Raw genomic sequence first — 25416 nt, 5'->3', positions numbered from 1 at the left:
ATTCGTTCACTGTGCCGGCCCGACCAAGCGGTCGAGAATATCGTCGAGCGCCGCCGCCCAGGGGCGGGGCGTGATCCCGTACGCGTCGGTCAGGCTCCGCGTGGAGAGGCGGGAATTGGCTGGGCGGCGTGCCGGGGTCGGATAGGCGGTGGTCGAGATGCCATCGACCGGCACCGAGCGCCCGCCTCGTCGGGACGAGCCTTCGACGATGGCGCGGGCGAAGCCGCACCACGTGGTCGCGCCGTCGTTGACGAAGTGGAAGGTCCCAGTCGGCGCCGCCGGATCCTGCGCCAGCCGTAGGGCGATCGTCGCCAAGGCTGCCGCGAGATCGGCCGCCGAGGTCGGGCAGCCGTGCTGATCGTCGACCACCGTGAGCTTGTCGCGCTCGGCGGCCAACCGCAGCATCGTCTTCACGAAGTTGCCCCGGTGCGGGCTGACCACCCAGGCGGTGCGGACGATCGCGTGGAGCGGGTTGCCGGTGCGCACGGCCATCTCGCCCGCAGCCTTGCTGGCGCCGTAGATGCTCGTCGGGTTCACCGGCGCATCGGGGTCGTAGAAGCCCTCGCCCGTGCCGTCGAACACGTAGTCGGTCGAGACATGGATCAGGGGAATGCCCCGCCGCTTGGTCTCGGCGGCGAGGATCGCCGGAGCCAGCGCGTTGAGGCGCCACGCGGCGGCGACATCGCTCTCGGCCTTGTCGACCGCCGTGTAGGCGGCCGGCACGATCACCGCCGCATAGGTCCGGGCATTGAGGGCAGCGGTCACAGCCGCCGCATCGGTGATGTCGAGGCTAGACCGGTCGGGGGCGTCGATCCGGACGCCCTGCGGCCAAGCGAAAGCCTGAAGTTCCGTACCGACCTGCCCGGCGCCGCCGAGGACGAGGATGTCCATCAGCGGTCCTTCTCCGCGGAGAGGCCGAGCCGCTCACCGGAGTAGCGGCCCTCACGGATCGGGCGCCACCACGACTCGTTGTCGAGATACCATTGCACGGTCTCGACCAGAGCCTCCTCGAACACCTTGGTCGGGCGCCAGCCAACCTCGGCCTCCGCCTTGGACGGGTCGATGGCGTAGCGCCGGTCGTGGCCGGGACGGTCGGCCACGAAGGTGATCAGTCGCTCGTGCGGTCCGTTCTCGGGACGAACCCGGTCGAAGGCGGCGCAGAGCGCCTTCACCACGGCGAGATTGTTGCGGACCGAGCGCCCGCCCAACAGGTAGGTCTCGCCGAGGCGACCCCGCTCCAGCACCGCGACGAGGCCGCGGGCGTGATCCTCGACATGGATCCAGTCGCGCTCGTTCATGCCATCGCCGTAGACCGGCAGATTCTTGCCGTCGAGCGCCGCAAGGATCATCAGCGGGATCAGCTTCTCGGGGAAATGGCGCGGCCCGTAATTGTTCGAGCAGTTCGTCACCAGCACCGGCAAGCCGTAGGTCTCGTGCCAGGCCCGCGCGAGGTGATCGGACGCGGCTTTCGAGGCCGAGTAGGGCGAGCGCGGGTCGTAGCGGCTCTCTTCCGTGAAGAACGCGTCCGGCGGCAGGGAGCCGTACACCTCGTCGGTCGAGACGTGGAGGAAGCGGAAATTCTTCTTGGCCTCGCCCTCGAGGCTTTCCCAATGGGTGCGGGCGCCGTCGAGCATCACCTGCGTGCCGATGACGTTGGTCCGCACAAAGGCGCCCGGATCGGTGATCGAGCGGTCGACATGGCTCTCAGCGGCCAGATGCATCACCGCGTCCGGCTTGAAGTCGGCATAGAGGGCATGGACGCGGGCCGGATCGCAGATATCGGCCTGCTCCAGGCGATGACGCCGATCATCCTTCAGCGGATCGAGCGAGATCGGATTGGCCGCATAGGTCAGCGCGTCGAGGGTCAGAACCTCGTGACCGAGATCCTGCACGAGGTGCAGCACCAGCGCTGAGCCGATGAAGCCGCAGCCGCCGGTCACCAGAATGCGCATCGCGGGGTCTCTCCGTCGGTCCTGAAGTGGGAAGGGGCGCGGGTTTAGAACACTCGTCCGAGATCGGCGAGCAAGGGAGCAGTCTTGTCCTTGCCCGACAGGATCGCTTCCGCCTCGCCGACCGGCCAGTCAATGCCGATGGCCGGATCGTTCCAGCGCAGATTTCGATCGTTCTCGGGGCTGTAATAAGCGTCGACCTTGTAAGCCACCATCGTGTTCGGCTCCAGAGTGCAAAAGCCGTGCGCGAAACCCGCGGGCACGAAGAGCTGCTCACCGCCCGCCGCATCGAGCCGAACCGCGACGGAGCGGCCATAAGTCGAAGAGTCGGACCGGAGATCGACGGCGACATCCAGGATCGCCCCGGCCAGGACCCGGATCAGCTTGGCCTGCGCCGCGGGCGCGGTCTGGAAATGCAGGCCACGGACCGTGCCCTGCGGTGCCGAGAACGATTGATTGTCCTGAATGAAGACGTTGGCGATACCGGCCTGAGCCAGCACATCGGCCCGGAAAACTTCCGAGAACCAGCCGCGATCGTCGCCGTGACGCTTCGGGATCACCCGCTTGACCGCCGGGATGTCCGTATCGATCACCTGCATCCGCCGAACTCCTGCCGCTGCCCAGCCGACCTCCCTGGGCCACCCTGAACGCTTGAGACGTTGCAACGCGGCGAAGTCAAGGCACCGTCATCAGAAATCCAGTGCTGAGATGCGCCCGGAAGCGTAGCGCTTGCGCCCCACTTCGTAGGGTCATACCGGTGCCCCCCCCGGCTGCCGCCGGACGATTGCCAGGAGTCACTGTTACGATGTTTGCGCTCGTTTCACCCCGCCGCGCCTGCCGCATCGCGCTCACCGCGACGCTCCTTGGCTCTCTGGGTGGCCCGGTCTTCGCGCAGAAGGGCACCGACCTCGCGGGGTTGTGGCAGACCGAGAATGCAGGCTCGACGGTGCGCATCGCCCGGTGCGGAGCCGGCTATTGCGGAACGATCGCGGCGACCCCCGGCCCTGGCCTCGACGCGAAGAATCCCGATCCCGCCCTGCAATCACGCAAGCTCGTCGGCGTGCAGATCATGTCGGCCGGCACGCCGAGCGGAGAGGCGTTCGAGGGCAGCCTCTACAACCCCAACGATGGGAAGACCTATGCGGGCAGCCTGACCCCCAAGGGCCCGGACACGGTCGAGGTCGCCGGCTGCGTTCTCAGCGTCCTCTGCAAGCGCCAGACCTGGCGCCGGATACGATAGGCGAAACTCTGACGGAGCCGTCTCACCGCTCCGTCAGCTTCATCTCGATCCGTCGATTGCGGGCATAGGCCTCGTCGCTCGTGCCCGAATCAAGCGGCTGGAACTCGCCGAAGGCGCCGGCCAGCAGCCGCTGCGGCGGGATGCCCTTGGTGCGTAGATATTGCACCACCGCGATGGCGCGGGCAGCCGAGAGTGCCCAGTTCGATGGGAACTGGGGCGACTGGATCGGGCGCGCGTCGGTATGCCCGTCGACCCGCAGCACCCACGGGATATCGGCGGGGATCTCCTTCGAGATGTCGAGAATGGCGCCCGCGATGCGGTCGATCTCCGGGCCGGCCTCGGGCTTGAGCGCGGCGGAACCGGCGGCGAACAAGACCTCGGATTGCAGCACGAAGCGGTCTCCGACGATGCGGATGTCCGAGCGGCTTCCGATGATCTGTCGCAACCGCCCGAAGAAATCGGAGCGGTATCGGGCGAGTTCCTGCACACGCTGCGCCAGCGCCACGTTGAGGCGGCTGCCCAGTTCGGCGATCCGCGCCTGACTTTCCCGGTCGCGGGACTCGGAGGCCGACAGCGCGTCCTCCAGGGCGGCGAGCTGACGGCGGAGCGCCCGAATCTGTTCGTTGAGCAACTCCACTTGGTTCTGCGCCCGCGCCGTGGCTCCGCGCTCGGCGGCGAGTTGGGCATCGACGTCGGAGGCCTTGCCTTGGCCGGCTGTCGCGGCGTCGGCGAGAGCCTGAAGGCGGTCGCGCTCGGCTTCCGTCGCGGTCAGGGTGTTGCGCATGCCGGCCACCGCCTCTTCCTGCGCCCGGCGGCTGGAACGCTCGAGGGCGAGCAGGTCGGTGAGGTCGGCGATCTGGCGGTTGAGGCGGTTCAGCACCGCGTCGCGCCCGGTCAGTTCCTGCGACAGGAAGAACTGGCCGACGACGAAAACGGTGAGCAGGAACACCACCGAGAGCAGCAGCGTCGCCAGGGCGTCGACATAACCCGGCCAGACGTTGAGGCTGCGATGCGCGCGGGCGCGGGTTGAGGCCATCACTCGGCCTTTTCGCGGGCGAGGCGATCGAGCACCTGCTTCAGTTCACGCTCACGGGCAGCCTGCGCCTCGACCCAGTCGCGGATCATCTGCTGCTCGGCGCGCATATGCTGGACGAGCCCCTGGATGCCCTCGGCGAGATTGGTCATCGCCTGGGTCGCGGCCCGGCCTCCCCCGCCCTCTGCGACGACGCCGCTCAAGCGATCGATGGCCGCCTGAAGCTCGCGAGCGAGCGCCGGATCGTGCTCGGGCGTAGGCCGAACTGCGGCGGCGGCTGCGGCGGTCGGCACCTCCTCCTCACCGGAGACCAGCCAATCCTCCAGTTCGTTGTGGAAACGGGCATGGGCCTGCCCCGCCTGAAGATCGAGGAACCCGATCACGAGCGACGAGGCGAGGCCGAACAGGGAGGCCGAGAACGCCAGGCCGATGCCCGACAGCGGCACGGCGAGCCCGCTCTTCAGCTCGTCGAACATGACCGCGGCATCGCCCCCGCCACGCATCCCGCCGATCACCGCTCCGACGGCCGACAGCGTCTCGATCAAACCCCAGAAGGTGCCGAGCAGGCCGAGCAGGATCAGGATGCCGGCGCTGTAGCGCAGGATCTCGCGCCCCTCGTCGAGGCGCACGGCGATCGTGTCGAGATGGGCGCGGGTCCCGGACAGCGTCACGCCCTGACGCCGCGTCTCGATGGCGGGAACGAGCGGTGCCAGCAGCGTCGGCTTCTCCCGAGGCGCCTGCCCGGCGGCGACCGCGTTGACGTACCGGGTTTCGCGGAACAGCCGGGTCACCTGCCCGAACGCGAGCAGCACCGCGATCAGCAGCACGCCGAGGATCAGCCCGTTGAGACCGGGATTGGCGAGGAAGGCCGGTGTGATCTGTCGGTAAAGGACGAAGGCGAGAAACCCGACCAGAACCAGGAAGACCAGCATCCGGACGAGCGTCATGCCGGGTTTGGCGATCGGCGGGCTGTCGGAGGAAGACGCGGGACGGGCCGCCATCGGGTCCATGCTCGTGTTAGGGGCCGACGCCAGGGGGAGGGCACCGCGCGCGGGAGAAAAGCGGCGGCACTCTGGCGACTTGGCCTTTGACGATCAAGTCACCGGGCCTCCCCGCGTCAGGGGCGTCGACGCGGAATGGCCGCTAATCCCATTCCCGTGGCCAGCTCTCGTCCAGATGCGGCCCGAGCCGCACCGCCCAGACCTTGTTCGCGAGCCCCGTAGAATCGTCCGTTTCGACGGCGATCCCGCAGAGCGTGCCGGGGCCGGTGGCGGCCTCCAAGCGCGAGCCCGGTGTCTTCTGAAGGAAGCGGCGAACCGGCTCTTCCTTCTGCATGCCGAGCACCGAATCGTAGTCGCCGCACATGCCGGCATCCGACAGGTAGGCGGTGCCGCCAGGCAGGACACGGTGGTCGGCGGTGGGCACATGGGTATGCGTGCCGACGACGAGCGTGGCCCGCCCATCGAGGAAATGGCCCATCGCCTGCTTCTCGCTGGTGGCCTCGGCATGCATGTCGACGATCACAGCATCGGCCGCCGCCCCGAGCGGGCAGGCCTCCAATTCGCGGTCGGCCGCCGCGAACGGGTCGTCGAGGGGATCGAGATAGATCCGGCCCATCACGTTGACGACGAGGACGCGGGCGCCCCGCGCCGTCTCGATCACCGTGGCGCCGCGTCCCGGCGTGCCCGGCGGGTAATTGGCGGGCCGGATCAGCCGGGGCTGCCGGGCGATGAAGACCAGAGCCTCGCGCTGATCGAAGGAGTGATTGCCGAGCGTCACGGCATCGGCACCCGCTTGGAGGATCTCGTCGCAGATCGACTCGGTGATGCCGAAGCCACCGGCGGCGTTCTCGCCGTTGATGACGACGCAATCGAGCCGCCAGCGCTCGCGCAGCCCGGGCAGGCGGTCGGTGACGGCCTGACGGCCCGGACGTCCGACGATGTCGCCGAGGAAGAGGATACGCATGAACGAACTCAGACTTGCCGGAGCGGTACCGGACCTTCCTCGGTGACCATGTGGTCGAGGGGACGGTCATGCGGCTCGGCCGGGACTTCCGGAATCTCCTGGACCGAGAAGGCGATGCCGATCGTCAGCACCGGGCCGTTCTTCGACAGCCGCTCGATCGCCTGATCGTAATAGCCCGCGCCGTAGCCGATCCGCTGCCCGGCCCGGTCGAAGGCGGCGAGCGGCACGATCAATGCGGTCGGATCGAGGGGAGGGAGGTCGTCGCGCGGCTCGGACAGCCCGAAACCGCCCTTCACTAGTTCCTCGCCGGCTCGCCACTCGCGAAAGACGAGCCCCTGCTTGGTCACCTTCGGCAGGGCGACCCGCTGCCCACGGGCGAACAGGCGTTCGATCAGCGGGCGCGGATCGATCTCGCTCCGGATCGGCCAGAAGGCCCCGACCAGCGGCGCTTGCGCCAGCTCCGGAAGACCGGCGATGAACGCGGCGGCCTGCTGTGATCCGGCAAGACGGGTCTCGGGCGAGAGAGCGTCGCGCCGGGCCAGGACCTCGGCGCGGAGTTGCGCCTTGTGGGCGCGTCGGGGGGAAGAGTGCGGAGCCACCTGAGCCGTTGGAGTGTCGATCCCGGGAAACCTACAGAGTAGGTGGGCGCCGTGTTGGCCAAGTCCACGGACGAGGCCAGGAACAGCTCCCTAGGGAGTCGATAAGGCCCCGGGGAAAGTTCTCCTGACGAACTCTGCAGCCCCGCCCACGAGAGATAGACGTGCCGGGGCCCGGACGCCAGGGGCCGAATGCCGCGAAGCGCGAAGAAATCGGGTGCCGGCTCGATCTCCCGCGCTCGGACGGAGCTTATCCCCCGGGCTGTCCCGATAGGGCGCGCGCCAATCGATCGATGCGCTCGGCGGCGACGCCGACGCCCGCGGCCAGACGCGCCTGCTCGCCGGCCTCTCGCGCGGCCTCACGTTCCATGTCCTCGATGCGGCGGCGCGCTTCCTGCAATTCATCGACCAGCGTCAGCGCCGCCATGATCTGGAGGCGCATGTCGCCGATCTCACCGAAGGCCCCGCGCATATCGGTGACCCGCCGGTCGAGCTCGCCCGCGAGCGTTTCGAGGTGGCTCTCCTCGCCCGCGCCGCAGGCCATCCGGTAGCTCTTGCCCGCGATGGTGACGCTGACATGGGGCATGGGACGCAGTTTCTCTCGGTTACGCGCCGGACGGGCCGGACAGGACATCCTTCACTGTCTCGATGGCGCGATCGAGGCGACGGCCGACTTCGCCGGTGGTGACGTTCATGCGCGCCAGCCGGGCGCCGGCGGCGTCGAGTTCGGCGGCGAGCCGGGCGCGATCCTCCTCCAGCAGGGCGAATTCGGTATCCCGATCACCGCGGCTACGCTCGGCTTCGAGCCGTCGGGCCACCGCGTTCTCCAGCAGGGCCAAGGCCGCATCGAGCCGGCCGATCGCTTCCTCTAGGTTGACCGTCGCCGGCTGTCTCTCGGTCTTCGCCATACCGCCCGATCGATCCTTTTCCGCTCCGCCCCGGCTCAAGACGTTTCAGCCAAGCGTATTCGAAATTCCAGCCTGTTGGCAGCGATGCCCACGATCTTTGACAGCCCCGGTCGCCATGTTAGAGAGCCCGCGCCCGGCCCGCTCACGCCTTTCGCGAGCCGCCGTTCAAACGGAAGTCTCACCGTGCCCTTCTCCGGCTCCCCGCGCAGACCGTCCGCCGTCCGGACGCGTGCGGGTGTGGGCCGTCGCCCGGTTCATCTCAGGTTCAGCGCGGCCCCGCTTGGAGCGGTCGCGTCATCGTCGGCCGCGGAGCCTCGGCGCACCGCATCACTGGTCCCCCATCGGCGCGCTGGCGCGCCCCACATACAAGGAGTCACGCCGTGACCGTCAAGGTTGCCATCAACGGGTTCGGGCGCATCGGCCGCAACGTGCTGCGCGCCATCGTCGAGGCCGGCCGCACCGACATCGAGGTCGTGGCGATCAACGATCTCGGCCCGGTCGAGACCAATGCCCACCTCCTGCGCTACGATTCGGTCCACGGCCGTTTCCCGGCCGAGGTTGCGGTCGAGGGCGACGCCATCGTCATCAACGGCAAGCGCATCAAGGTCACGGCCGTGCGCAACCCGGCGGAACTTCCGCACCGCGATCTCGGCGTCGACATCGCGCTCGAATGCACCGGCATCTTCACCTCGAAGGACAAGGCCAAGGCCCATCTCGACGCCGGCGCCAAGCGCGTCCTCGTCTCGGCCCCCGCCGACGGGGCCGACCTCACCGTGGTCTACGGCGTCAACCACGACGGTTTGACGGCCGATCACCTCGTCGTCTCGAACGCCTCCTGCACGACGAACTGCCTCGCGCCGGTCGCCAAGGTCCTCAACGAGACCGTCGGCATCGAGCGCGGCTTCATGACCACGATCCACTCCTACACCAACGACCAGCCCTCGCTCGATCAGATGCACAAGGATCTGTACCGGGCGCGCGCCGCGGCCCTTTCGATGATCCCGACCTCGACCGGTGCGGCCAAGGCCGTCGGCCTGGTCCTGCCGGAGCTGAAGGGCAAGCTCGACGGGACCGCGATCCGCGTGCCGACCCCGAACGTCTCGGCGGTCGATCTCGTTTTCACGGCCAAGCGCGCGACCTCGGTCGAGGAAATCAACGAGGCGATCAAGGCGGCCGCCTCCGGTCCGCTCAAGGGCGTGCTGGGCGTCACCGACCGGCCGAACGTGTCGATCGACTTCAACCACGATCCGCACTCGTCCACCTTCCACCTCGATCAGACCAAGGTCATGGACGGCACCTTCGTGCGCATCCTGTCCTGGTACGACAACGAGTGGGGCTTCTCGAACCGCATGGCCGACACCGCCGTCGCCATGGCCAAGCTGATCTAATCACCTGATCACCGCCGAATGCGAGGCGGCCGGCCTGATGCCGGCCGCCTCGTAAGCGTTCCGAGGGCGAACTCGCCTTCCCTCAAACAGGTGTGCACGCGATGACCGAGACCTCGCCGACCCAGTCGTCCGGGACCGACTTCATCCCGACCACCCCACCCGCTTCCGCGGCACCATCGCCCGCAGCGGCCTCCACGGTGAAGCCGACAACGGACAAGGCCGGTCTCTCCGCCGCCGCGCCGGTCAATGCTTCCGATCAGCTTGCCCGCATCGAGGACAAGACAGCCCGCATCGAGGACAAATATGCCCGCTCGGAGGCGCTGCTCTCGCGCGTCGAGGAGAAGGTGGAGAACGCGTCCTCGCGCATGAACGAGGCGGCCCGTCAGGCCGATCTCGCCTCGCTGCGCGGCGAAGTGCGCGGCATGGCCGACCGCATCAACCGGCTCCCCGGGACCGGCGCCCTGGTGCTCACCGCGCTCATCACCGCCGTGCTCACCGTCGCCCTGATGGTCGCCGTGCAGCGGGCGAATCTCGACAAGCTGCTCCCCCCGAGCCTGGGCGGCTCGGCACCGACCTCCACGACCAACCCGTAAGAGCGATCCGACCGGCATGACCGATTTCCGCACCCTCGACGATGCCGGCCCGCTCCAGGGCAAGCGCGTGCTCCTGCGCGTGGATCTCAACGTTCCCATGGAAGGGGACCGCGTGACCGATGCGACCCGCATCGAGCGGGTGGTGCCGACGATCCGCGAGATCGCCGAGAAGGGCGGGAAGGTCATTCTGCTCGCGCATTTCGGCCGTCCGAAGGGCAAGCCCGACCCCAAGGACTCGCTGAAGCCGATCCTGTCGACGCTTTCGGACAAGGTCGGCAAGCCGGTGGCCTTCGGCGAGGATTGCATCGGCGACGCCGCAGCCTCGGCCGTCGGCGCTCTCAAGGACGGTGACGTGCTTCTCCTCGAAAACACCCGCTACCACGCCGGTGAGGAGAAGAACGACCCCGAGTTCACGAAGGCGCTGGCCGCCAACGGCGACATCTACGTCAACGAGGCATTCTCCGCCGCCCATCGCGCGCATGCCTCGACCGAGGGCCTCGCCCGTGTGCTGCCGGCCTATGCCGGACGCCTGATGCAAGCCGAGCTCGACGCGCTGACCAAGGGATTGGAATCTCCCAGCCGTCCCGTCATCGCCATTGTCGGCGGCGCCAAGGTCTCGACCAAGATCGACCTTCTGGAGAACCTCGTCGCCAAGGTCGACATGCTGGTGATCGGCGGCGGCATGGCCAACACCTTCCTGCACGCGCAGGGCAAGGATGTCGGCAAGTCGCTCTGCGAGAAGGATCTGGCCGAGACGGCCCAGCGCATCCTCGCGGCGGCCAAGGAGAAGAACTGCACCATCATCCTGCCCGCCGACGCACTGGTGGCCCGCGAGTTCAAGGCGAATGCCGAGAACGAGACGGTGACGGTCGATGCCGTTCCCTCCGATGCGATGATCCTCGATGTCGGCGCCGCCTCCATGTCGACGATCGACGGCGCCATCGACGAAGCCCGCACGCTGGTGTGGAACGGCCCCCTCGGCGCCTTCGAGCTCACCCCCTTCGACACCGGCACGGTCGCGGTCGCCCGCCATGCGGCGGCCCGCACGAAGGCCGGACAGCTCGTCAGCGTGGCCGGTGGCGGCGACACGGTGGCGGCTCTCAACCATGCGGGCGTCGGCGAGGATTTCTCCTACGTCTCGACCGCGGGCGGCGCGTTCCTCGAATGGCTTGAGGGCAAGGAGCTTCCGGGCGTCGAGGCCCTGCGCGCGAAGGGCTGACGCCCGCTCCGTTCCCCTACCCGCGCGGATTTCGGGCCCCACCCGATACCGCCCGCGAATGCCGAAATCGGTTCGTACCGATTTCGGGCGGGAAGGGTTCGGGTCGCGACGAATTCGGCGGATATGCTCAAGTTTTTGACGCCGGGGCGCAGGCTGACGGCGCGTAACCGCCTATATACGCCCTGAAGAGATTGGCCCGCGCAAGGCCGCATCGGACGAGGTTTGAACCATGGCACGCATCACCCTCCGGCAGCTTCTCGACCACGCCGCCGAGTACGGCTACGGCGTGCCCGCCTTCAACCTGAACAACATGGAGCAGGGCCTCGCCATCATGGCGGCAGCCGACGCCACGGATTCACCGGTGATCCTGCAGGCGAGCCGCGGCGCCCGCGCCTATGCCAATGACGTGGTGCTGGCGAAGCTGATCGACGGTCTCGTCGAGATCTACCCGCACATCCCGGTCTGCATGCATCTCGACCATGGCAACAACGAAGCCACGTGCGCCACCGCGATCCAGTACGGCTTCACCTCGGTGATGATGGACGGTTCGCTGAAGGCAGACGGCAAGACCCCGGCCGACTACGCCTACAATGTCGACATCACCCGCAACGTCACCAAGATGGCCCATTGGGCCGGCGTCTCGGTCGAGGGTGAGCTCGGCGTGCTGGGCTCCCTGGAGAGCGGCACCGGCGAAGCCGAGGATGGACACGGCGCCGAGGGCGAACTGTCCCACGATCAGCTCCTGACCGACCCGGAAGAGGCGGTGAAGTTCGTCCGCGAGACCAAGGTGGATGCCCTGGCGGTGGCGATGGGGACCAGCCACGGCGCCTACAAGTTCACCCGCCAGCCCGACGGCGACGTGCTGGCCATGAACGTGATCGAGGAGATCCATCGTCGCCTGCCGACGACGCACCTGGTCATGCACGGCTCCTCCTCCGTGCCGCAGGAATTGCAGGACATCATCAACAAGTTCGGCGGCCAGATGAAGCCGACCTGGGGCGTGCCGGTGGAGGAGATCCAGCGCGGCATCAAGCACGGCGTGCGCAAGATCAACATCGACACCGACAACCGCATGGCGATGACCGGCCAGATCCGCCGCGTCCTGACGGAGACCCCGGAGGAGTTCGATCCGCGCAAGTATCTGAAGCCTGCCATGGAAGCGATGACCAAGCTGTGCAAGCAGCGCTTCGAGGAGTTCAACACCGCCGGGCAGGGCAGCAAGATCCGTCCGATCTCGGTCGCCGAAATGGCCAAGCGCTACGCCAGCGGCTCGCTCGATCCGCGTATCGACGCCTGAGAGCTCTGCCTTGAGTGACCCACAACCAGCAGGCCCCAAGCCTCGCCTCGCCCTCCTGTCACCCTACGGTCTCGGTCCCGCCGAGGCCGACGCGGCCGCCGAGGCGCTCGACGCCGCCTGCGCGGCGGGGGACGTTGCGGCGGTGATCCTCCGTCTGGCCCCGTCCGACGAGCGCAGCCTCGTATCCCTGCTCAAGCGGCTCTGTCCGCCGGCGCAGGAGCGGGGCGCGGCGGTCGTCGTCGCCGTGCCGGACTATCCCGGCGATCTCGTCTCGGTGTCGGCCCGTGGCGGGGCGGACGGCGTGCATGTCGATCGCGCCGAGGACGAGACCTTGCGCGACCTGCGCGGGCGCCTTCGGGACGGGCGCATCCTCGGGGCGGGCGGCCTGCTGGGATCGCGGGACGCCGCCATGTTGGCCGGCGAGGCCGGCGCCGATTATCTGCTGTTCGGTGGTCTGTTCGCGGATGGGGGCGCACCCGACGCGGCGGACGTGCGGGAGCGCGCCGCTTGGTGGGCCGAAATCTTCGAGACGCCCTGCATCGCCGTGGCAGCGCAGGCTGATGAGGTCGCAGCCCTCGCCGCGACGGGCGCCGAGTTCGTCGGCCTCGAAAGCGCCCTCTGGTTCGGCGATGCCGGGGGCGTGCGGACGGCGCAGGCGGCTCTCGACCAGGCTCGATGATACTTCTCAACGTTTCGGATTTTCCGAAGTCGAGGCGTCGCGGCGGCCGGGCCGGTCGGCCCTCCCTCGTCGCAGCGCTCGCTGGGCTCCTCCTCGCGCCGGGAACGCCGTGGGCGGCTCCGAAGGCGCCTGCGACGGTGCCGCCGGGCAAGGACGTCGCACCGAAGGCGAGCGGGCAGGGCCTGGATCGCGAATTGCCCTCGCCCTACAGCGTCAAATCCGACGGCGCGCAGCCCGCCAAAGCCGATCCCAATTCCGACGCGGCCTACGGCGCCTATCAGCGCGGACGCTACGTCACCGCCTTCCGCGAGGCGACGAAGCGGATCGAGGCGAATCCGAAAGATGCCCCGGCCATGACGCTGCTGGGCGAACTCTACAATCAGGGCCTCGGGATCAAGCAGGACCCGAAACGGGCGCTGGAATGGTATCGCCTCGCCGCGGCACAGGGCGAGGCGCACGCCATGGCCTCCCTCGGTCTGATGGCGATGGATGGGCGCGGCCAGCCCAAGGACATGAAGACCGGGCGCAGTTGGCTCGAGCAGGCGGCGCAGCGCGGCGAGCCGAGCGCCGCCTACAACCTCGCGCTGATTCAGATCGGCGATGCGAAGCCGGAGGAGCACATCAAGGCCGCGGCCAATTTCCGCAAGGCGGCGGAGGCCGAAATCCCGCCGGCGCAGCACGCACTCGGGGTGCTGTATCTGCAGGGTAAGGGCGTCCAGAAGGACACGGTGCAGGCGGCGCAGTGGTTCCGGCGTGCCGCCGACAACGGCGATCTGGCGGGCGAGGTCGAGTTCGCGATCCGGCTGTTCCTCGGCGACGGCGTGACCAAGGACGAGGCGCGGGCCGGCCGTTACTTCCTGCACGCGGCTCGGCGGGGCAATGCCATCGCACAGAACCGGATCGCCCGGCTTTACCTAGCCGGACGGGGCATGCCGAAGAACCTCGTCGAGGCGGCAGCGTGGAACCTCGCCGCCGCAGCTCAGGGACGGCCGGACGAGATCCTCGACCAGGGAACCGCCGGTCTCAATCCCGAAGAGCGAAAGCGTGCCGAAGCCTTGGCCGCGGAGCGAGCCAACCTCCAGCCTTGAACGAGATCGGTCTCCGCCGCCGAATGACTCAGTGATCTTCGGCGGTCGCGCCGGTGTCCGAGATGTCCGTCACGGACGCCTTGTCCACCGGCGGTTCGGCGCTGGCGACCGATTTCGTCTCGAGCAGGGGCTGGAGGCGGGCAGCGAGTTGCTTGTCGAGATGCCGGGCATAGGCGCCCTTGAAGTAGCGCTCACCGGTGCCGCGCCCGTAGAGCTGGTCATGGGCGACCGCCATGCGCTGGACTTCCGGACGGCAGAGGAAGCCGATCACCCCGGCCGCCTCGTACCAGCGACCGTCGCGGGCCAGCCGCATCGCCTTCGGATTCGACAGCACCGTCTCGGCGAAGCAGGCCGTGGCCGCGTCTTCGAGGGGGCTCAACACGACATGGGCCGTGCCGGGCACGCGCTCGCGCTGACGGGCGGGTCGCGCCTCCGCCGCGGAGGAGGCTAGAGCGACGGCAAGACCGCAGAGCAGCACGGCTTTCATGGGGCGTCTCGAACCAGTGTCGAACGCCCGCATTCTTTGCTGAACAAATCGTCAGATCTAGGGCGCTGAGCCGCGCTTCATGACGCAGTGCGAGACAAAATCAGCCTGTCGCCCGGGCGCCACATGTGCCGTTCAGCCGCGGCGCACGGCATTCCAGTTGCCGCTGCAGCTGATGAGCCCGCCACCAACGGTCTGCCACGTGCCCGAGCCGCTGCCGGCGGGGGTCAATCGACCGACCACCTGGGCGGAGTCCTGGCCGCGGGAGATCAACCCGCGGACCGCGCCGTTCTGTGAGACGCGCCCCTGGATATTGACTTCGCCGCCACCGTAGACCGCTTCGCCGCGTTGGATCTGAACGCCGTAGCGGTAGGCCCGATCGCAGGGACCGTCGCGCGTGACCACCTCGATGCTCCAGCGCCCGTCATAGCGGTGCGGTACCTGTACCTTGCGCTGGGCGGCATCGACCGGACCAGCCACCGTCACAGCGATGGCGGCGGAAAGGCAGGTCGCGAGAATCGGCAGGCGCATGGCGTCGGGTCCGGCTGTCCACATACGGCAGGATCGCCCTGCACCCGGCCGAACATTGGTTCGATGCCGGGAGAGTCAAGGCGTGTCCGAATGGCGCCCGGGTCAGCCCTTCGCGCGAATCCCCGCCTCGGTCAGGAGAGCGAGCAGATCGCATCCCGCGAACAGGAAACCATCGACCCCCGCTTCGCGCAGGCTCGCTTCATCCGCGGGCTTCCCGGCGAGGTAGAGCGTACCGCAGCCCGCCGCCTTCAGGGCGCGGGCCGCCGGGACGGCCTCGGTCTCGTAGAGCTTGTCCGACGAGCAGAGACAGGCGAGCCGTGCGCCGGACGCCTTGAAGGCGTCCGTGAGAGCGGCGACGTCGGAGAAGCCATCGTTGTCGAGCGCCTCGATCCCGCCCGCAGCGAAGGCGTTGGCCGCAAAGGTCGAGCGGGCATTGTGAACGGCGACCGGCCCGAGATTGGCCAGGAACACGACAGGGCGCTGGCCGCCCAGCGCCAGGACGGCGTCGGAGGCGTCGCGCAGGGCTTCGTAGGGCTCGGCGACGCGCAGGGAGGGAAGGGCACCGGCCGGTCGCGCTTCCGCCTCGCGCGGCGCCACGTCGAGCACCGCCACCGGCTTCTCGGCGAGAGAGGGGAACTCGCTGGCGCCGGTCAGCGGCTGCTTGCGGGTCGCGACCGCACGCTCGCGCGCCGTTCGCACGCCTTCGATCCGGCCGGCGAGGGCGCCGGAGGCGAGGCTCCGGGCGAGCCCGCCCTCCCGCTCGATCTCCTGGAAGGCCGCCCAGGCCTTTTCGGTCAGTTCGGCGGTCAGCGCCTCGAACCCACCAGCGCCCGCGGCCGGATCCGACACCTTGGCGAGGTTCGATTCCTCCAGGAGCACGATCTGGCTGTTGCGCACCACGCGGCGCGCGAAGGCATCGGGGAGGCCGAGCGCGAGGGTGTAGGGCAGGGCGGTGACCGAATCGGCGCCGCCGAGGCCCGCGGATGCCGAAGCCATGGTCGTGCGCAGGATGTTCACGAAGGGATCGCGGCGCGTCATCATTCGCCACGCGGTCTCGGCCAGCACCCGCAGGGGCTTCGGCTCCAGCCCGCAGGCTTCCTCGACCCGTGCCCAGAGGCGGCGGATCGCCCGGAACTTGGCGATGGTCAGGAATTCGTCGGCATCCGCCACGAGCAGCACGGAGATCGCCTCCCGCGCCCGGTCCAGATCGTGTCCGCCCGCCTCGAGCGCGCGGAGATAAGCGACGGCCGTGGCGAGCACGGCGGCCAGTTCCTGCACTTCGCTGGCGCCGGCCTCGTGGTAGGGGCGGGCATCGGCCAGAGCCACACGGCCGCGATAGGGGGAAAAATCGGTGAGCACCTGAGAGAGCCGCGTTTCCCAGCCCTCGCTCACCCGGCCGGTCGCCGCCTGCCCGCCGAGCGGGTCGAGGCCGAGATCGATATCGAGTTCGGCCGGATCGTCACCGCGCCGCTCGACCACTTGCTTAAGCAGTGCCGCGACCTCGAAGCCGCGCTCGCACGCGTCGATCCGCAGGGCGATGAGCGGCAGCATCACGCCGTTCAGCGCGGCTTCGAGCCCATCGGCATCGGTGAGGGCAAGGCCGAAGCCGCGGGCGGCGGGAGCCCCGGCCTCGACCAGAACCAGAGCGTCGGCGCCCCCCTCGAGATCCGTGAGCGCCTGGGCGGCGGCTTTTCCGGCGTCGGGATGATCGATGCGCTGCGCCAGACGCCAAGGTCCGGGGGCCCTGACCGGCTGGGCAACGGGGGCTGCCGGCTCGTAGAGCGGTTCGATGCGAAGGCCGTCCGCGGTCTTCGAGACGAGCCGCTTCTCGTAATCGCCACCCTTCAGCGCGGCATCGACCGCCTTGCGCCAACGCTCGCGGGTCGCGGGCTCGAACAACTCGGCAAGCGGACGATCTTCCATCGTAAACCCTGGCGGTACGGCGATTCCGGCTCGCTCCTTGTAAGAGCGGCGGCTCGGCCGCAAGCCTTTGCACGGGCCACGGCGGAGCGACAACCGACTTTAGTCCGGGTGGAAGCGCAGGTACCGTTCAAAATCCTGAAGCGTCAGCCAAAAATAATCAGTCCCGCGAAGCCGAGCGAGCCGACGATGATGCGCCACCACGCGAACAGCCAGAATCCGTGGCGGGACACGTAGTCGAGCACGGTCCGCACCACGATGAGCGCCGAGACGAAGGCGGCCACGAACCCGATCACGATCAGGGCGGCGTCGTCGGAGGACAGGTTCTTGTAGTTGTCGAGAAGGTCCTTGGCGAAAGCGCCGGCCATCGTCGGCATGGCGAGGTAGAACGAGAATTCGGTGGCTGAGCGCTTGCTCGCACCCATCAGCATCGCGCCGACGATGGTGGCGCCCGAGCGCGAGACGCCGGGGATCATCGCGAGACACTGGAAGATGCCGATCTTGAGCGCCATCGGCAGGCTGAACTCGAACACGTCGGTCTTGCGCGGCGCCTCCACCGTATCGGTGTGGCTCTCGTCGGCCGGGGTCGCCTTGGGTTCGCCGACCATGTCGTCGATGACCAGCAGCACGAGGCCGCCCGCGACCAGCGTGGCGCAGATGATCCACGGGTTGAACAGGTAGGCTTTGATGAGTTTTGAGAAGAGGCCGCCGATGATCGCCGCCGGTAGGAAGGCAACCAGAACGGCTGCCACGAAGCGCCGGGCCTTCGGGTCGTTCGGGAGGCTGCGCGCGATGCCCCAGAGCTTGCCGAAATAGGCGTAGAGGATGGCCAGCACCGCACCGAGCTGGATCAGCACTTCGAAGGTGTTGTTCGGCGAGTGGAAGCCGATGAAGTGGCCGACCAACAGCTGGTGACCGGTCGAGGACACCGGAATGAACTCGGTGGCTCCCTCCACCACGGCGAGCACAAGCGCCTTCGCGATCAGGACGAGATCCATGGGTCTGCTGCTCCTCGCGCCGGCACGGCGCCCATTCCGCGCCGTGTGGGCGGGCGCGCGACACCGGGCAAGACGACGGCGGTGCGGCAGCTTTGGGGCGGCAGCGTTGACGCGCGGTTACCGAGACGCATCAAGCGTGTTAACGGGGCCGAAACGGACCGGACATAATCCTGGCTTGTCGGCCAGGGTCATGCTCGGCCGCAGCGAGTTGCCGAGCCGGCGGCTTCTTCACACGTCACGCTGAATCACGGCCTCAATGGCGACCCTTCACCACGCTCCGTTCTGTCCGAATTCGCGGTTCATCCGTCTCGCGCTCACCGAGATGGGCATGGAACCGGTGCTCGTGGAGGAACGGGCCTGGGAGCGACGCCGGGATTTTCTCATCGTCAACCCGGCGGGCACCACGCCGGTGCTGGTGGAGCAGACCGGGCTCGCGATCCCCGGCGCGGGGGTGATCGCCGAATATCTGGACGAGACACGGGGACTCGGCCTGAACGGACGGCGCCTCCTGCCCGACACCACCACCGCCCGCGTCGAGGTACGCCGCCTGCTCGACTGGTTCCTCGTGAAGTTCAACGGGGAGGTGACCGAGTATCTCGTCACCGAGAAGATCGACAAGCGCTTCATGCCGAGTTCGGAGGGTGGTGGTCCCCCGGACATGAACGCCATCCGCGCGGCGCGCACCAATGTGCGCTATCACCTCAAATATATCGGCTACCTCATCGGCCAACGCCGTTGGCTGGCGGGCGACCACCTGACCTATGCGGATCTGGCGGCGGCGGCCCATCTTTCCTGCGTGGATTATCTCGGCGACGTGCCATGGGACGAGGACGAGATGGCGAAGGATTGGTACGCGCGGGTGAAGTCCCGCCCGTCCTTCCGTCCCCTCCTCGCCGACCGGGCACCGGGAATGCCGCCATCGGCCCATTACGCGAATCTGGATTTCTGAAGCTCGAACGGACGGTCCTGACCGGTTCCGCCCTGCGTCAGGTCGTGGAGGAACGGGCCCGCAAACTCGGCTTCGATGCCCTCCGCGTCACCCGCCCCGATGCAATCCCGCTGACCCGCGAGCGGCTGCCGGCTTGGCTGGCGGCCGAGCATCACGGCAGCATGGACTGGATGGAGGAGCGCGCCGGCCAGCGGGCCGATCCGTCCACCCTCTGGCCCGAGGTCCGCAGCGTCGTCATGCTCGGCATGAATGCCGGGCCGCAGACCGACCCGCTCGAGCTTCTGGCCCGGAGGGATCGCGGCGCCATCGCGACCTATGCGCAGAGGCGCGACTACCACGATGTCATCAAGGGCAAGCTGAAGGAGCTCGGCGGCTTCCTCTCCGCGCGCTCGGGCAGGCCGGTGAAGGTCTTCTGCGACACGGCTCCGGTGATGGAGAAGCCGCTCGCGCAGGCTGCCGGCCTCGGCTGGCAGGGCAAGCACACGGTGCTGCTCTCGCGCCAGCACGGCAATTGGCTCATGCTCGGCGCGATCTTCGCGGCCGCCGATCTCCCGATCGACGCCCCCGAAGGCGACCATTGCGGCTCCTGCCGTCGCTGCCTCCAGGCTTGCCCGACCGCCGCCTTCCCGACCCCGTATCAGCTCGATGCGCGGCGCTGCATCGCCTATCTCACCATCGAGCATGCGGGCCCGATCCCGGAGGAATTCCGCGAGAGCATCGGCAATCGCATCTTCGGCTGCGACGATTGCCTCGCGGTCTGTCCCTGGAACAAGTTCGCCGCCAAAGCGCGGGAGTCGCGCATGGCGGCCCGGTCCGATCTCGCCGCCCCTCCGCTGGCGGAGCTGTCCCGGCTCGACGAGGCCGGCTTCCGGTCCTTCTTCGCCGGCACGCCGGTCAAACGGACCGGCCGCGACCGCATGCTCCGCAACGTGCTCATCGCCATCGGCAATTCGGGGGATGCCGCCCTCGGCGAGGAGGCCGCGCGCTGTCTCGCCGACCCGGATCCGACCGTGCGGGGGGCCGCCGTCTGGGCGTGCGGGCGCCTGTTCCCGGCCGTGCGGCTCGCGGCCCTCTACGCGGCCCATGGCCAGGACGAGGCGGATGCCCATGTGAGAGACGAATGGCGCGCCCTCTCGCTCACCCCTATTCAGGGGGCGCCCGCTTCGGAGACCTCGCCCGCATGAACCTCTTCGTCTTCGGCTTCGGCTTCTCCGCCCGCCATTTCGCCGAATCCGAGCGGTCGCGTTTCACCACCGTCCGGGGAACGGTGACCGAGGCGGATCGCGCGCGAAAGCTCGCCGCCGAAACCGGGTTCACCCTGCGGACCTTCGGCCCGGAAACGGACGATCCCGGCATCGCCGACGACCTGGCCGATACCGACATCCTCCTCGTCTCGGCTCCGCCCGGGCCCCACGGTGACACGGCGCTTTCTCGCTACCGGGCGGCCATCGCGGCCAGTCGGATCCGGTGGATCGGCTATCTGTCGACCATCGGGGTCTACGGCGATCAGGGGGGCGCCTGGATCGACGAAAGCACAATCGCCACCCCGAAAAGTGCCCGCTCCCGCGAGCGCCTCGCGGTCGAGGAGGCGTGGTTGGCGCTCGGGGCCGAGACCGGCAAGGCGGTGCAGGTGTTCCGTCTCTCGGGCATCTACGGACCCGGCCGAAATCCCATCGTGAAGCTGCGCGAGGGCCGCACCCAGCGCATCGTCAAGCCGGGGCAGGTGTTCAACCGCATCCATGTCGCCGACATCGCCACAACGCTGGCGGCCTCGATCGATCGACCGAGGGGCAGCGCGATCTACAACGTCACCGACGACGAGCCCGCGCCGCCTCAGACGGTGATCGAGCATGCCGCGGCTCTCACCGGACTGCCGCTCCCCCCCGCCGTCGATTTCGAGACGGCGGATCTGAGCCCGATGGCACGCAGCTTCTACGGCGAGAACAAGCGCGTCCGGAATGGCCTGATCCGCGGGGAGCTGGGCGTCACGCTCGCCTATCCGACCTACCGTGAGGGTCTGGCCGGTCTGGTCTCCGATGCCGAGCGCGGCCGCTGAACCGGTAGCCGCCTGCACGCCTCGTTCTCGGCACTCCAACCGTCGTGGGACCTCCACCAGAACCCGTGCCCCTTCAACAGCCGCCTCAGATGAACTGGACGCCGAACTCGTCGCCGGTGTTCCACATGCGCTGGCAGGCGAGCGGCGCCTCACCGGTGCATTGAAGCGTGAAGCGTTCCGGCAGGCCGCCCCCCACGACCCTCAGCTTGGCGCCGGATTTCGAGCGGTTGAGCACCTCGCACTCGACGGTCCGCTCGCTGCCGCCGCGCGGCGGCGTGTAACTGACATGGGCATGGGCGAGGACGCGCACTCGCACGTCGCCGCGCCTTTCTTCCAGATCGATGCTCCACGCATCGAGGTTACTGGTGAAGCTCTCGACGATCTCGGCGGTCGCCTGCATGTCGGCGTTGACCTGCCCGGTGGTCGCCCTCTGCTTCACGCTCGCCGAGACGGTCTGGGCGATGAAGCCCTGTACGGTGTCGACGACGGAGGCGGTGGAAGCCATGGCCTGTCCGACTTCCCGTGACACCGCCTGCATCGCCGAGATTTCGCCGGTGATGCGCCCGGTCGCCGAGCGCGCCTGTTCGGCCAAGCTCTTCACCTCGGTGGCGACGACGGCGAAGCCGCGGCCCGCGGCGCCCGCGCGGGCCGCCTCGATCGTGGCGTTCAGGGCCAACAGGTTGATCTACTCAGCGATGGAAGTGATCAGATCGACGACCCCGTTCATCGCTGAGGCCGCGTCGCCGAGCCGCTCGGACAGTTGTCCGGCCTCGACCATTCGGCTCTGAATCTCGCCGACCGCTTGGTTCGAGCGGTCCATCTGCTCGGCGATCTCGGACGAGGTGCGATGCATCTCCTCGGAGGCCGCAGCGACGTCGCGCACGCGCCCGAGGGTCTGTTCCGCCATGGCGATGGCGCTGGAGCGCACCAGCATGTTCTGCGTGATGTCGAAGGCGTATTTCACGACCTTGAACGGCCGACCCGCCGCATCGAGCACCGGGTTGTAGGATGCCTGGATCCAGACCTCTTTGCCGCCCTTGCCGATCCGCTGATAGACGGCCGAGCTGAACCGCCCCTCGCGCAGGCTGTCCCAAAAGCCGGCATAGGACGGGCTGCGGGCGTACTCCGCGGTCACGAAGAGGCTGTGATGCCGACCCCGCACCTCGTCCAAGGTGTACCCCATCGCACCGAGAAAATTCTCGTTCGCGTCGAGGATGGTGCCGTCCGTATCAAACTCGACGACGGCCTGTGAACGACGCGCCGCCTCGACCTGCCCCGCCATGTCGGCGGCGACGAGCTTGGCCGACGTGACGTCGCTGGCGTATTTCACGACCTTGATCGGTTTGCCGGTCGGATCGAAAATCGGGTTGTAGCTCGCTTGAATCCACACGTCGCGGCCGTCCTTGCCGCGACGCCGAAACTCGCCGGCCTGATACTCGCCGCGCGACAACGCCTGCCAGAAAGCACGGTAAGCCGACGAGCTGGCCTCGCCCGGATCGACGAACAGGCTGTGATGGCGGCCCTCGACCTCCCCGAACTCGTAGCCGAGGGCATTGAGGAAATTCGGGTTGGCGTGACGGATGGTGCCGTCCAAGTCGAAGTGGATCACCGCCTGCGACCGGTCGATGGCCGCGATCTGGCCGGCAGTTTCGGCGGCGGCGAGACGCTCGGCGGTGACGTCGAGGGCGAATGTGACGATCTGCACCGGCTTGCCGCGGGCATCGAGCACGGGATTGTAGGAAGCGCGGATCCAGACTTCCCGCCCGTCCTTCGTGATCCGCCGATAGGCCGCCGCCTGAAACGTGCCCGCTCGCAGAGACTCCCAGAAGGCCGCGTAGGCGGGCGTCGTGACCTCATGAGGATCGACGAAGATCCTGTGGTGACGTCCGCGCACTTCCGCGAGGTCGTAGCCCATCAGGCCGAGAAACTTGTCGTTGGCGTCGAGGATCGTTCCGTCGAGGGCGAAGGTAACGACAGCCTGGGAGCGGTTGAGGGCGTCGAGCTTGGCCGTCGCTTCGGACCGGCGGAGGGCAGCAAACATCGCGCGAACCTACATACAATCAGAACTTAACATTTGGCATGAACGCGTAAAAAATCAGCTAATTTTGTACTCTTTGCATCCAGAAAACGAGCATCGTCGCCATCATCATCAGCCAGAGAATCTCGCGGCCGCCACACCACGAGGTTTGATATGAGACGAACCTTGAGTTGCATGGGTTTTGTCTAGGGGTGATCTTGTGTTGCGCCCCCACATTTCCAACGATGATCACCCTATCGCCGAAGCAGCCACCCGTCTCAACACGGGCGACTGAGCGTCTAGATATCCTCGCGCAGGCTTTTGCCATGGCGCTCGAAGTAGAACGGGATCGGTCGATACGGCGGGAAACCGGCCGATGCGGCGGCCTCGAGGTCATCGAGAACGATGCGGGTGATGCGCGGCAGATCCAGTTTGCGCGCATCATCGAGGGTGACCCAGGCCAGTTCGGTGAGTTCGGCCTCGGGACCGACGATCCCGGTCCGCTCGGCGGCGACGCTTCGGCGATCGACGACGAAGAAGCGGGTATCGAACCGGCGCGGCCGCTTCGGCGGCGTGATCGCCCGGGCCACGAGATGGAGCGCTTCGAGATCGGGCATCACGCCGTCCTCGGCGAAGGCCTGCCACGCGCCTTCCGGAACGGCTTCCGGCGGACCGTAATCGCGCGTCCCGATGAGGAGGCCGGTCTCTTCGTAGGTCTCGCGGATCGCCGCGAGGGCGAGTGAGCGGCCGAGGTGATGGGGCGCGCGGGAAAGCTTGGCGCGCAGGGCGTCGTCGGCGCGTTGCGAGAGGGCGCCCGCCACCGGCATCTGCCGGTCGGACCGCTCGATCCGCCCCCCCGGAAAGACGAACTTGCCGCCCATGAAGGCGAGGCGCGCGTTGCGCTTGCCCATGAGGACGCGCAGGGCCTTGCGGGACCGGTCGAGGACGATCAGCGTTGCCGCATCGCGGGGACGAAGCGCCACCGCCTTGGCCGGAACGACCGGTGCCGGGGAGGGGATCTCAGGCGTTTCCGAGGCCGGGGGCGCCACCTGTTCGGGTTCCTGCCTCACCGCCGCGCCTCTCCCCTGCGCCGAGCCCGTCTCGGACGGGCGGTGCCACGCTGAACCCATGCATGCCGAACGCGTATTGCAGGCCGATCACCGCCCCCTTCACCGGCTGGAGCAACCCGAGCGCCAGGACGAGAGTGAGCAGCGGCCAGACGGTGAGCGACAGCCAGAGCGGCACGTCGTAGCCCATCTCGACCTCCAACACGAGGTAGCCGACGAGATGCCCAACGAGGAAGATCACGAGATAGGGCGGCAGGTCGTCGGCCCGGTGCTCCGCCATGGCGAGGCCGCAGGCTTCGCATTCGGGCCTGACCTTGAGGAAGCGGCCGAACAGGCGGCCCTTGCCGCAATGCGGGCAGCGGTTGAGGAAACCGCGAGCCATGGCCGGGATCAACCGCGTGCGCGTCGCGGCCGCCGCGTCCGGCGGGGGAAATGCCTGGATGTCCATGGCCCGATCCTACCTGCTCCGCCTCAGCGGCGCGAGCCGCGATGACGCCGCGATCCGTCGCCATCCGTCGACGGAGGCTTCGTCGAGGCCCGGCCGGGCCGGGATTTCGCGGATTTCGCCTTCTCGATCTTCGCTTTTCCGAATGTCGGCTTCCCGGCCCTGGTCGCCGCGCCCGGTCGGCGTCCGCCGCCCTTCTGGCCGGACCGGCTGCGCCCTTCCGACAGGATCTCGAAGCGCAGCGCGCCCGCGACCGCCGCGGCCTCCACGAGCCGGACCTCGACCGGATCACCCAGGCGATAGGTCTCGCCGGTGCGGTCGCCGACCAGGGCGTGCAGGGTCTCGTCATGGCGGTAGAAATCGGCGCCGATGGTGGCGGCGGGAACGAAGCCGTCGGCTCCGGTCTCGGACAGTTTCACGAACAGGCCGGCGCGGGTCACGCCGGAGATGCGTCCCTCGAAGGTCGCCCCGACCCGGTCGGCGAGGTAGCCGGCGATGAGCCGGTCGATGGTCTCCCGCTCGGCCGCCATGGCCCGGCGCTCGGCGCCCGAGATCTGCTCGGCCACCGCGTCGAGCGTGCCCGCCGTCACGTCGGTCGGCAGCCCGTCGGTGCCGAGCTTGCAGGCCCGCACCAGGGCACGGTGCACGATCAGGTCGGCGTAGCGCCGGATCGGCGAGGTGAAATGCGCGTAGCGGCGGAGATTGAGCCCGAAATGGCCGAGATTCTGCGCGGCGTAGACGGCCTGCGCCTGGGAGCGCAACACCACTTCGTTGACGAAGATGGCGTGCTCGCTCTCCGCCACCTGGGCGAGGATGCGGTTGAACAGCGAGGCCCTGAGCGCCCCGGCCTTGGTGATCTTGATGCCGATGGAGGCGAGCACTTCCAAGAGCGCCCGCATCTTCTCCAGGGCCGGCTCGTCGTGGACGCGATAGATCAGCGGAGAATTCGCCGCCTCCAGGGTCTCGGCGGCGGCGACGTTGGCCTGGATCATGA

At 68.3% G+C, this 25416-nt stretch carries 26 protein-coding genes, 1 other RNA gene and 1 pseudogene; 10 read left to right on the top strand and 18 right to left on the bottom strand.

Annotated features, from left to right (window positions below; all coding sequences use genetic code 11):
• Positions 1-6: 6 nt before the first annotated feature.
• Genes rfbD through rfbC form a run of 3 tightly spaced genes read right to left on the bottom strand, consistent with a single transcriptional unit; the run spans position 7 to position 2548 of the window.
• Positions 7-891 carry a dTDP-4-dehydrorhamnose reductase gene (gene rfbD, locus OWC43_RS00140; protein WP_393955245.1) on the bottom strand — a complete coding sequence of 295 codons (885 nt, stop codon included), beginning with the start codon at positions 889-891 and terminating at the stop codon, positions 7-9.
• Positions 891-1952: a dTDP-glucose 4,6-dehydratase gene (rfbB, locus tag OWC43_RS00135; protein ID WP_137827271.1), complete on the bottom strand. Its 1062-nt coding sequence runs from the start codon at positions 1950-1952 to the stop codon at positions 891-893. The genes rfbD and rfbB overlap by 1 nt, the downstream gene beginning before the upstream one ends.
• 44 nt (positions 1953-1996) lie before the next feature.
• A complete protein-coding gene (gene rfbC, locus OWC43_RS00130) occupies positions 1997-2548 on the bottom strand; it encodes a dTDP-4-dehydrorhamnose 3,5-epimerase (RefSeq protein WP_393955244.1) in 552 nt (183 codons plus the stop codon).
• Between the two features lie 206 nt (positions 2549-2754).
• Here rfbC and OWC43_RS00125 point away from each other — a divergent pair, with 206 nt between their 5' ends.
• Positions 2755-3189, top strand: a complete 435-nt coding sequence (locus OWC43_RS00125; protein WP_393955243.1) for a DUF2147 domain-containing protein — start codon at positions 2755-2757, stop codon at positions 3187-3189.
• A 22-nt stretch (positions 3190-3211) separates the two neighbouring features.
• Here the strand turns inward: OWC43_RS00125 and OWC43_RS00120 are convergent, their stop codons facing one another.
• The 7 genes from OWC43_RS00120 to OWC43_RS00090 form a co-directional block, all read right to left on the bottom strand.
• Positions 3212-4225, bottom strand: coding sequence for a peptidoglycan -binding protein (locus OWC43_RS00120; RefSeq protein WP_393955242.1), 1014 nt, complete (start codon positions 4223-4225; stop codon positions 3212-3214).
• Entirely contained in the window at positions 4225-5223 is a 999-nt protein-coding gene (locus OWC43_RS00115) for a flagellar motor protein MotA (protein WP_393955241.1), read from the bottom strand. Before OWC43_RS00115 ends, OWC43_RS00120 begins: the two co-directional genes overlap by 1 nt.
• Positions 5224-5365: 142 nt before the next feature.
• Complete coding sequence (locus OWC43_RS00110; RefSeq protein WP_137827266.1) at positions 5366-6187, bottom strand: TIGR00282 family metallophosphoesterase; 822 nt, start codon at positions 6185-6187, stop codon at positions 5366-5368.
• Positions 6188-6195: 8 nt separating this feature from the next.
• The gene (locus OWC43_RS00105; protein ID WP_393955240.1) at positions 6196-6786 is read right to left on the bottom strand and encodes a 5-formyltetrahydrofolate cyclo-ligase; all 591 of its coding nucleotides are present in this window, start codon (positions 6784-6786) and stop codon (positions 6196-6198) included.
• A non-coding RNA gene (gene ssrS, locus OWC43_RS00100) (6S RNA) lies at positions 6776-6932 on the bottom strand. Before ssrS ends, OWC43_RS00105 begins: the two co-directional genes overlap by 11 nt.
• A gap of 101 nt (positions 6933-7033) precedes the next feature.
• Positions 7034-7369 (bottom strand): cell division protein ZapA, encoded by a 336-nt coding sequence (locus tag OWC43_RS00095; protein ID WP_393955239.1) that lies wholly within the window; start codon positions 7367-7369, stop codon positions 7034-7036.
• A gap of 19 nt (positions 7370-7388) precedes the next feature.
• Complete coding sequence (locus OWC43_RS00090) at positions 7389-7691, bottom strand: DUF4164 domain-containing protein (protein ID WP_137827263.1); 303 nt, start codon at positions 7689-7691, stop codon at positions 7389-7391.
• Between the two features lie 380 nt (positions 7692-8071).
• On the opposite strand from OWC43_RS00090, the gene gap reads away from it, so the two are divergent.
• The 6 genes from gap (at position 8072) to OWC43_RS00060 (ending at position 13955) form a co-directional block, all read left to right on the top strand.
• The gene (gene gap, locus OWC43_RS00085) at positions 8072-9079 is read left to right on the top strand and encodes a type I glyceraldehyde-3-phosphate dehydrogenase (protein WP_137827262.1); all 1008 of its coding nucleotides are present in this window, start codon (positions 8072-8074) and stop codon (positions 9077-9079) included.
• 101 nt (positions 9080-9180) lie between these two features.
• On the top strand, positions 9181-9672 hold the full coding sequence (locus tag OWC43_RS00080; RefSeq protein WP_137827261.1) for a hypothetical protein: 492 nt from the start codon (positions 9181-9183) through the stop codon (positions 9670-9672).
• A 16-nt stretch (positions 9673-9688) separates the two neighbouring features.
• A complete protein-coding gene (locus OWC43_RS00075; RefSeq protein ID WP_393955238.1) occupies positions 9689-10891 on the top strand; it encodes a phosphoglycerate kinase in 1203 nt (400 codons plus the stop codon).
• Between the two features lie 229 nt (positions 10892-11120).
• Positions 11121-12188 carry a class II fructose-bisphosphate aldolase gene (gene fba / locus OWC43_RS00070; protein WP_137827259.1) on the top strand — a complete coding sequence of 356 codons (1068 nt, stop codon included), beginning with the start codon at positions 11121-11123 and terminating at the stop codon, positions 12186-12188.
• Positions 12189-12198: 10 nt separating this feature from the next.
• Positions 12199-12867: a thiamine phosphate synthase gene (locus OWC43_RS00065; protein WP_393955237.1), complete on the top strand. Its 669-nt coding sequence runs from the start codon at positions 12199-12201 to the stop codon at positions 12865-12867.
• Positions 12864-13955 carry a tetratricopeptide repeat protein gene (locus tag OWC43_RS00060; protein ID WP_393955236.1) on the top strand — a complete coding sequence of 364 codons (1092 nt, stop codon included), beginning with the start codon at positions 12864-12866 and terminating at the stop codon, positions 13953-13955. Before OWC43_RS00065 ends, OWC43_RS00060 begins: the two co-directional genes overlap by 4 nt.
• 28 nt (positions 13956-13983) lie before the next feature.
• On the opposite strand, the gene OWC43_RS00055 is transcribed toward OWC43_RS00060, so the two are convergent.
• The 4 genes from OWC43_RS00055 to OWC43_RS00040 form a co-directional block, all read right to left on the bottom strand.
• Positions 13984-14442, bottom strand: a complete 459-nt coding sequence (locus OWC43_RS00055; RefSeq protein ID WP_137827257.1) for a hypothetical protein — start codon at positions 14440-14442, stop codon at positions 13984-13986.
• 132 nt (positions 14443-14574) lie between these two features.
• Positions 14575-14970 (bottom strand): hypothetical protein, encoded by a 396-nt coding sequence (locus OWC43_RS00050; RefSeq protein WP_393955235.1) that lies wholly within the window; start codon positions 14968-14970, stop codon positions 14575-14577.
• A gap of 102 nt (positions 14971-15072) precedes the next feature.
• Complete coding sequence (locus OWC43_RS00045) at positions 15073-16893, bottom strand: methylmalonyl-CoA mutase family protein (protein ID WP_393955234.1); 1821 nt, start codon at positions 16891-16893, stop codon at positions 15073-15075.
• Between the two features lie 143 nt (positions 16894-17036).
• Entirely contained in the window at positions 17037-17888 is an 852-nt protein-coding gene (locus tag OWC43_RS00040; RefSeq protein WP_393955233.1) for an undecaprenyl-diphosphate phosphatase, read from the bottom strand.
• A gap of 256 nt (positions 17889-18144) precedes the next feature.
• On the opposite strand from OWC43_RS00040, the gene OWC43_RS00035 reads away from it, so the two are divergent.
• Genes OWC43_RS00035 through OWC43_RS00025 form a run of 3 tightly spaced genes read left to right on the top strand, consistent with a single transcriptional unit; the run spans position 18145 to position 20893 of the window.
• Positions 18145-18837, top strand: coding sequence for a glutathione S-transferase family protein (locus tag OWC43_RS00035; RefSeq protein ID WP_137827253.1), 693 nt, complete (start codon positions 18145-18147; stop codon positions 18835-18837).
• Positions 18838-18881: 44 nt separating this feature from the next.
• Positions 18882-20021: a tRNA epoxyqueuosine(34) reductase QueG gene (queG, locus tag OWC43_RS00030; RefSeq protein WP_393955232.1), complete on the top strand. Its 1140-nt coding sequence runs from the start codon at positions 18882-18884 to the stop codon at positions 20019-20021.
• Complete coding sequence (locus OWC43_RS00025) at positions 20018-20893, top strand: SDR family oxidoreductase (RefSeq protein ID WP_393955231.1); 876 nt, start codon at positions 20018-20020, stop codon at positions 20891-20893. The genes queG and OWC43_RS00025 overlap by 4 nt, the downstream gene beginning before the upstream one ends.
• 85 nt (positions 20894-20978) lie before the next feature.
• Here the strand turns inward: OWC43_RS00025 and OWC43_RS00020 are convergent.
• The 4 genes and pseudogenes from OWC43_RS00020 to OWC43_RS00005 form a co-directional block, all read right to left on the bottom strand.
• Positions 20979-22934, bottom strand: a pseudogene (locus tag OWC43_RS00020) (PAS domain-containing protein).
• Between the two features lie 275 nt (positions 22935-23209).
• Positions 23210-23980, bottom strand: a complete 771-nt coding sequence (locus tag OWC43_RS00015; RefSeq protein ID WP_393955230.1) for an NUDIX domain-containing protein — start codon at positions 23978-23980, stop codon at positions 23210-23212.
• Positions 23931-24425, bottom strand: coding sequence for a DUF983 domain-containing protein (locus OWC43_RS00010; RefSeq protein WP_393955229.1), 495 nt, complete (start codon positions 24423-24425; stop codon positions 23931-23933). Before OWC43_RS00010 ends, OWC43_RS00015 begins: the two co-directional genes overlap by 50 nt.
• Before the next feature lie 23 nt (positions 24426-24448).
• Positions 24449-25416 (bottom strand): RNB domain-containing ribonuclease (locus OWC43_RS00005; protein WP_393955228.1); only part of this gene is annotated, 968 nt, incomplete at its 5' end.

The organism is Methylorubrum sp. POS3 (genome assembly GCF_043352485.1).
Lineage (GTDB): Bacteria > Pseudomonadota > Alphaproteobacteria > Rhizobiales > Beijerinckiaceae > Methylobacterium > Methylobacterium suomiense.
This window is presented reverse-complemented; position numbering and strand designations above follow the sequence as displayed.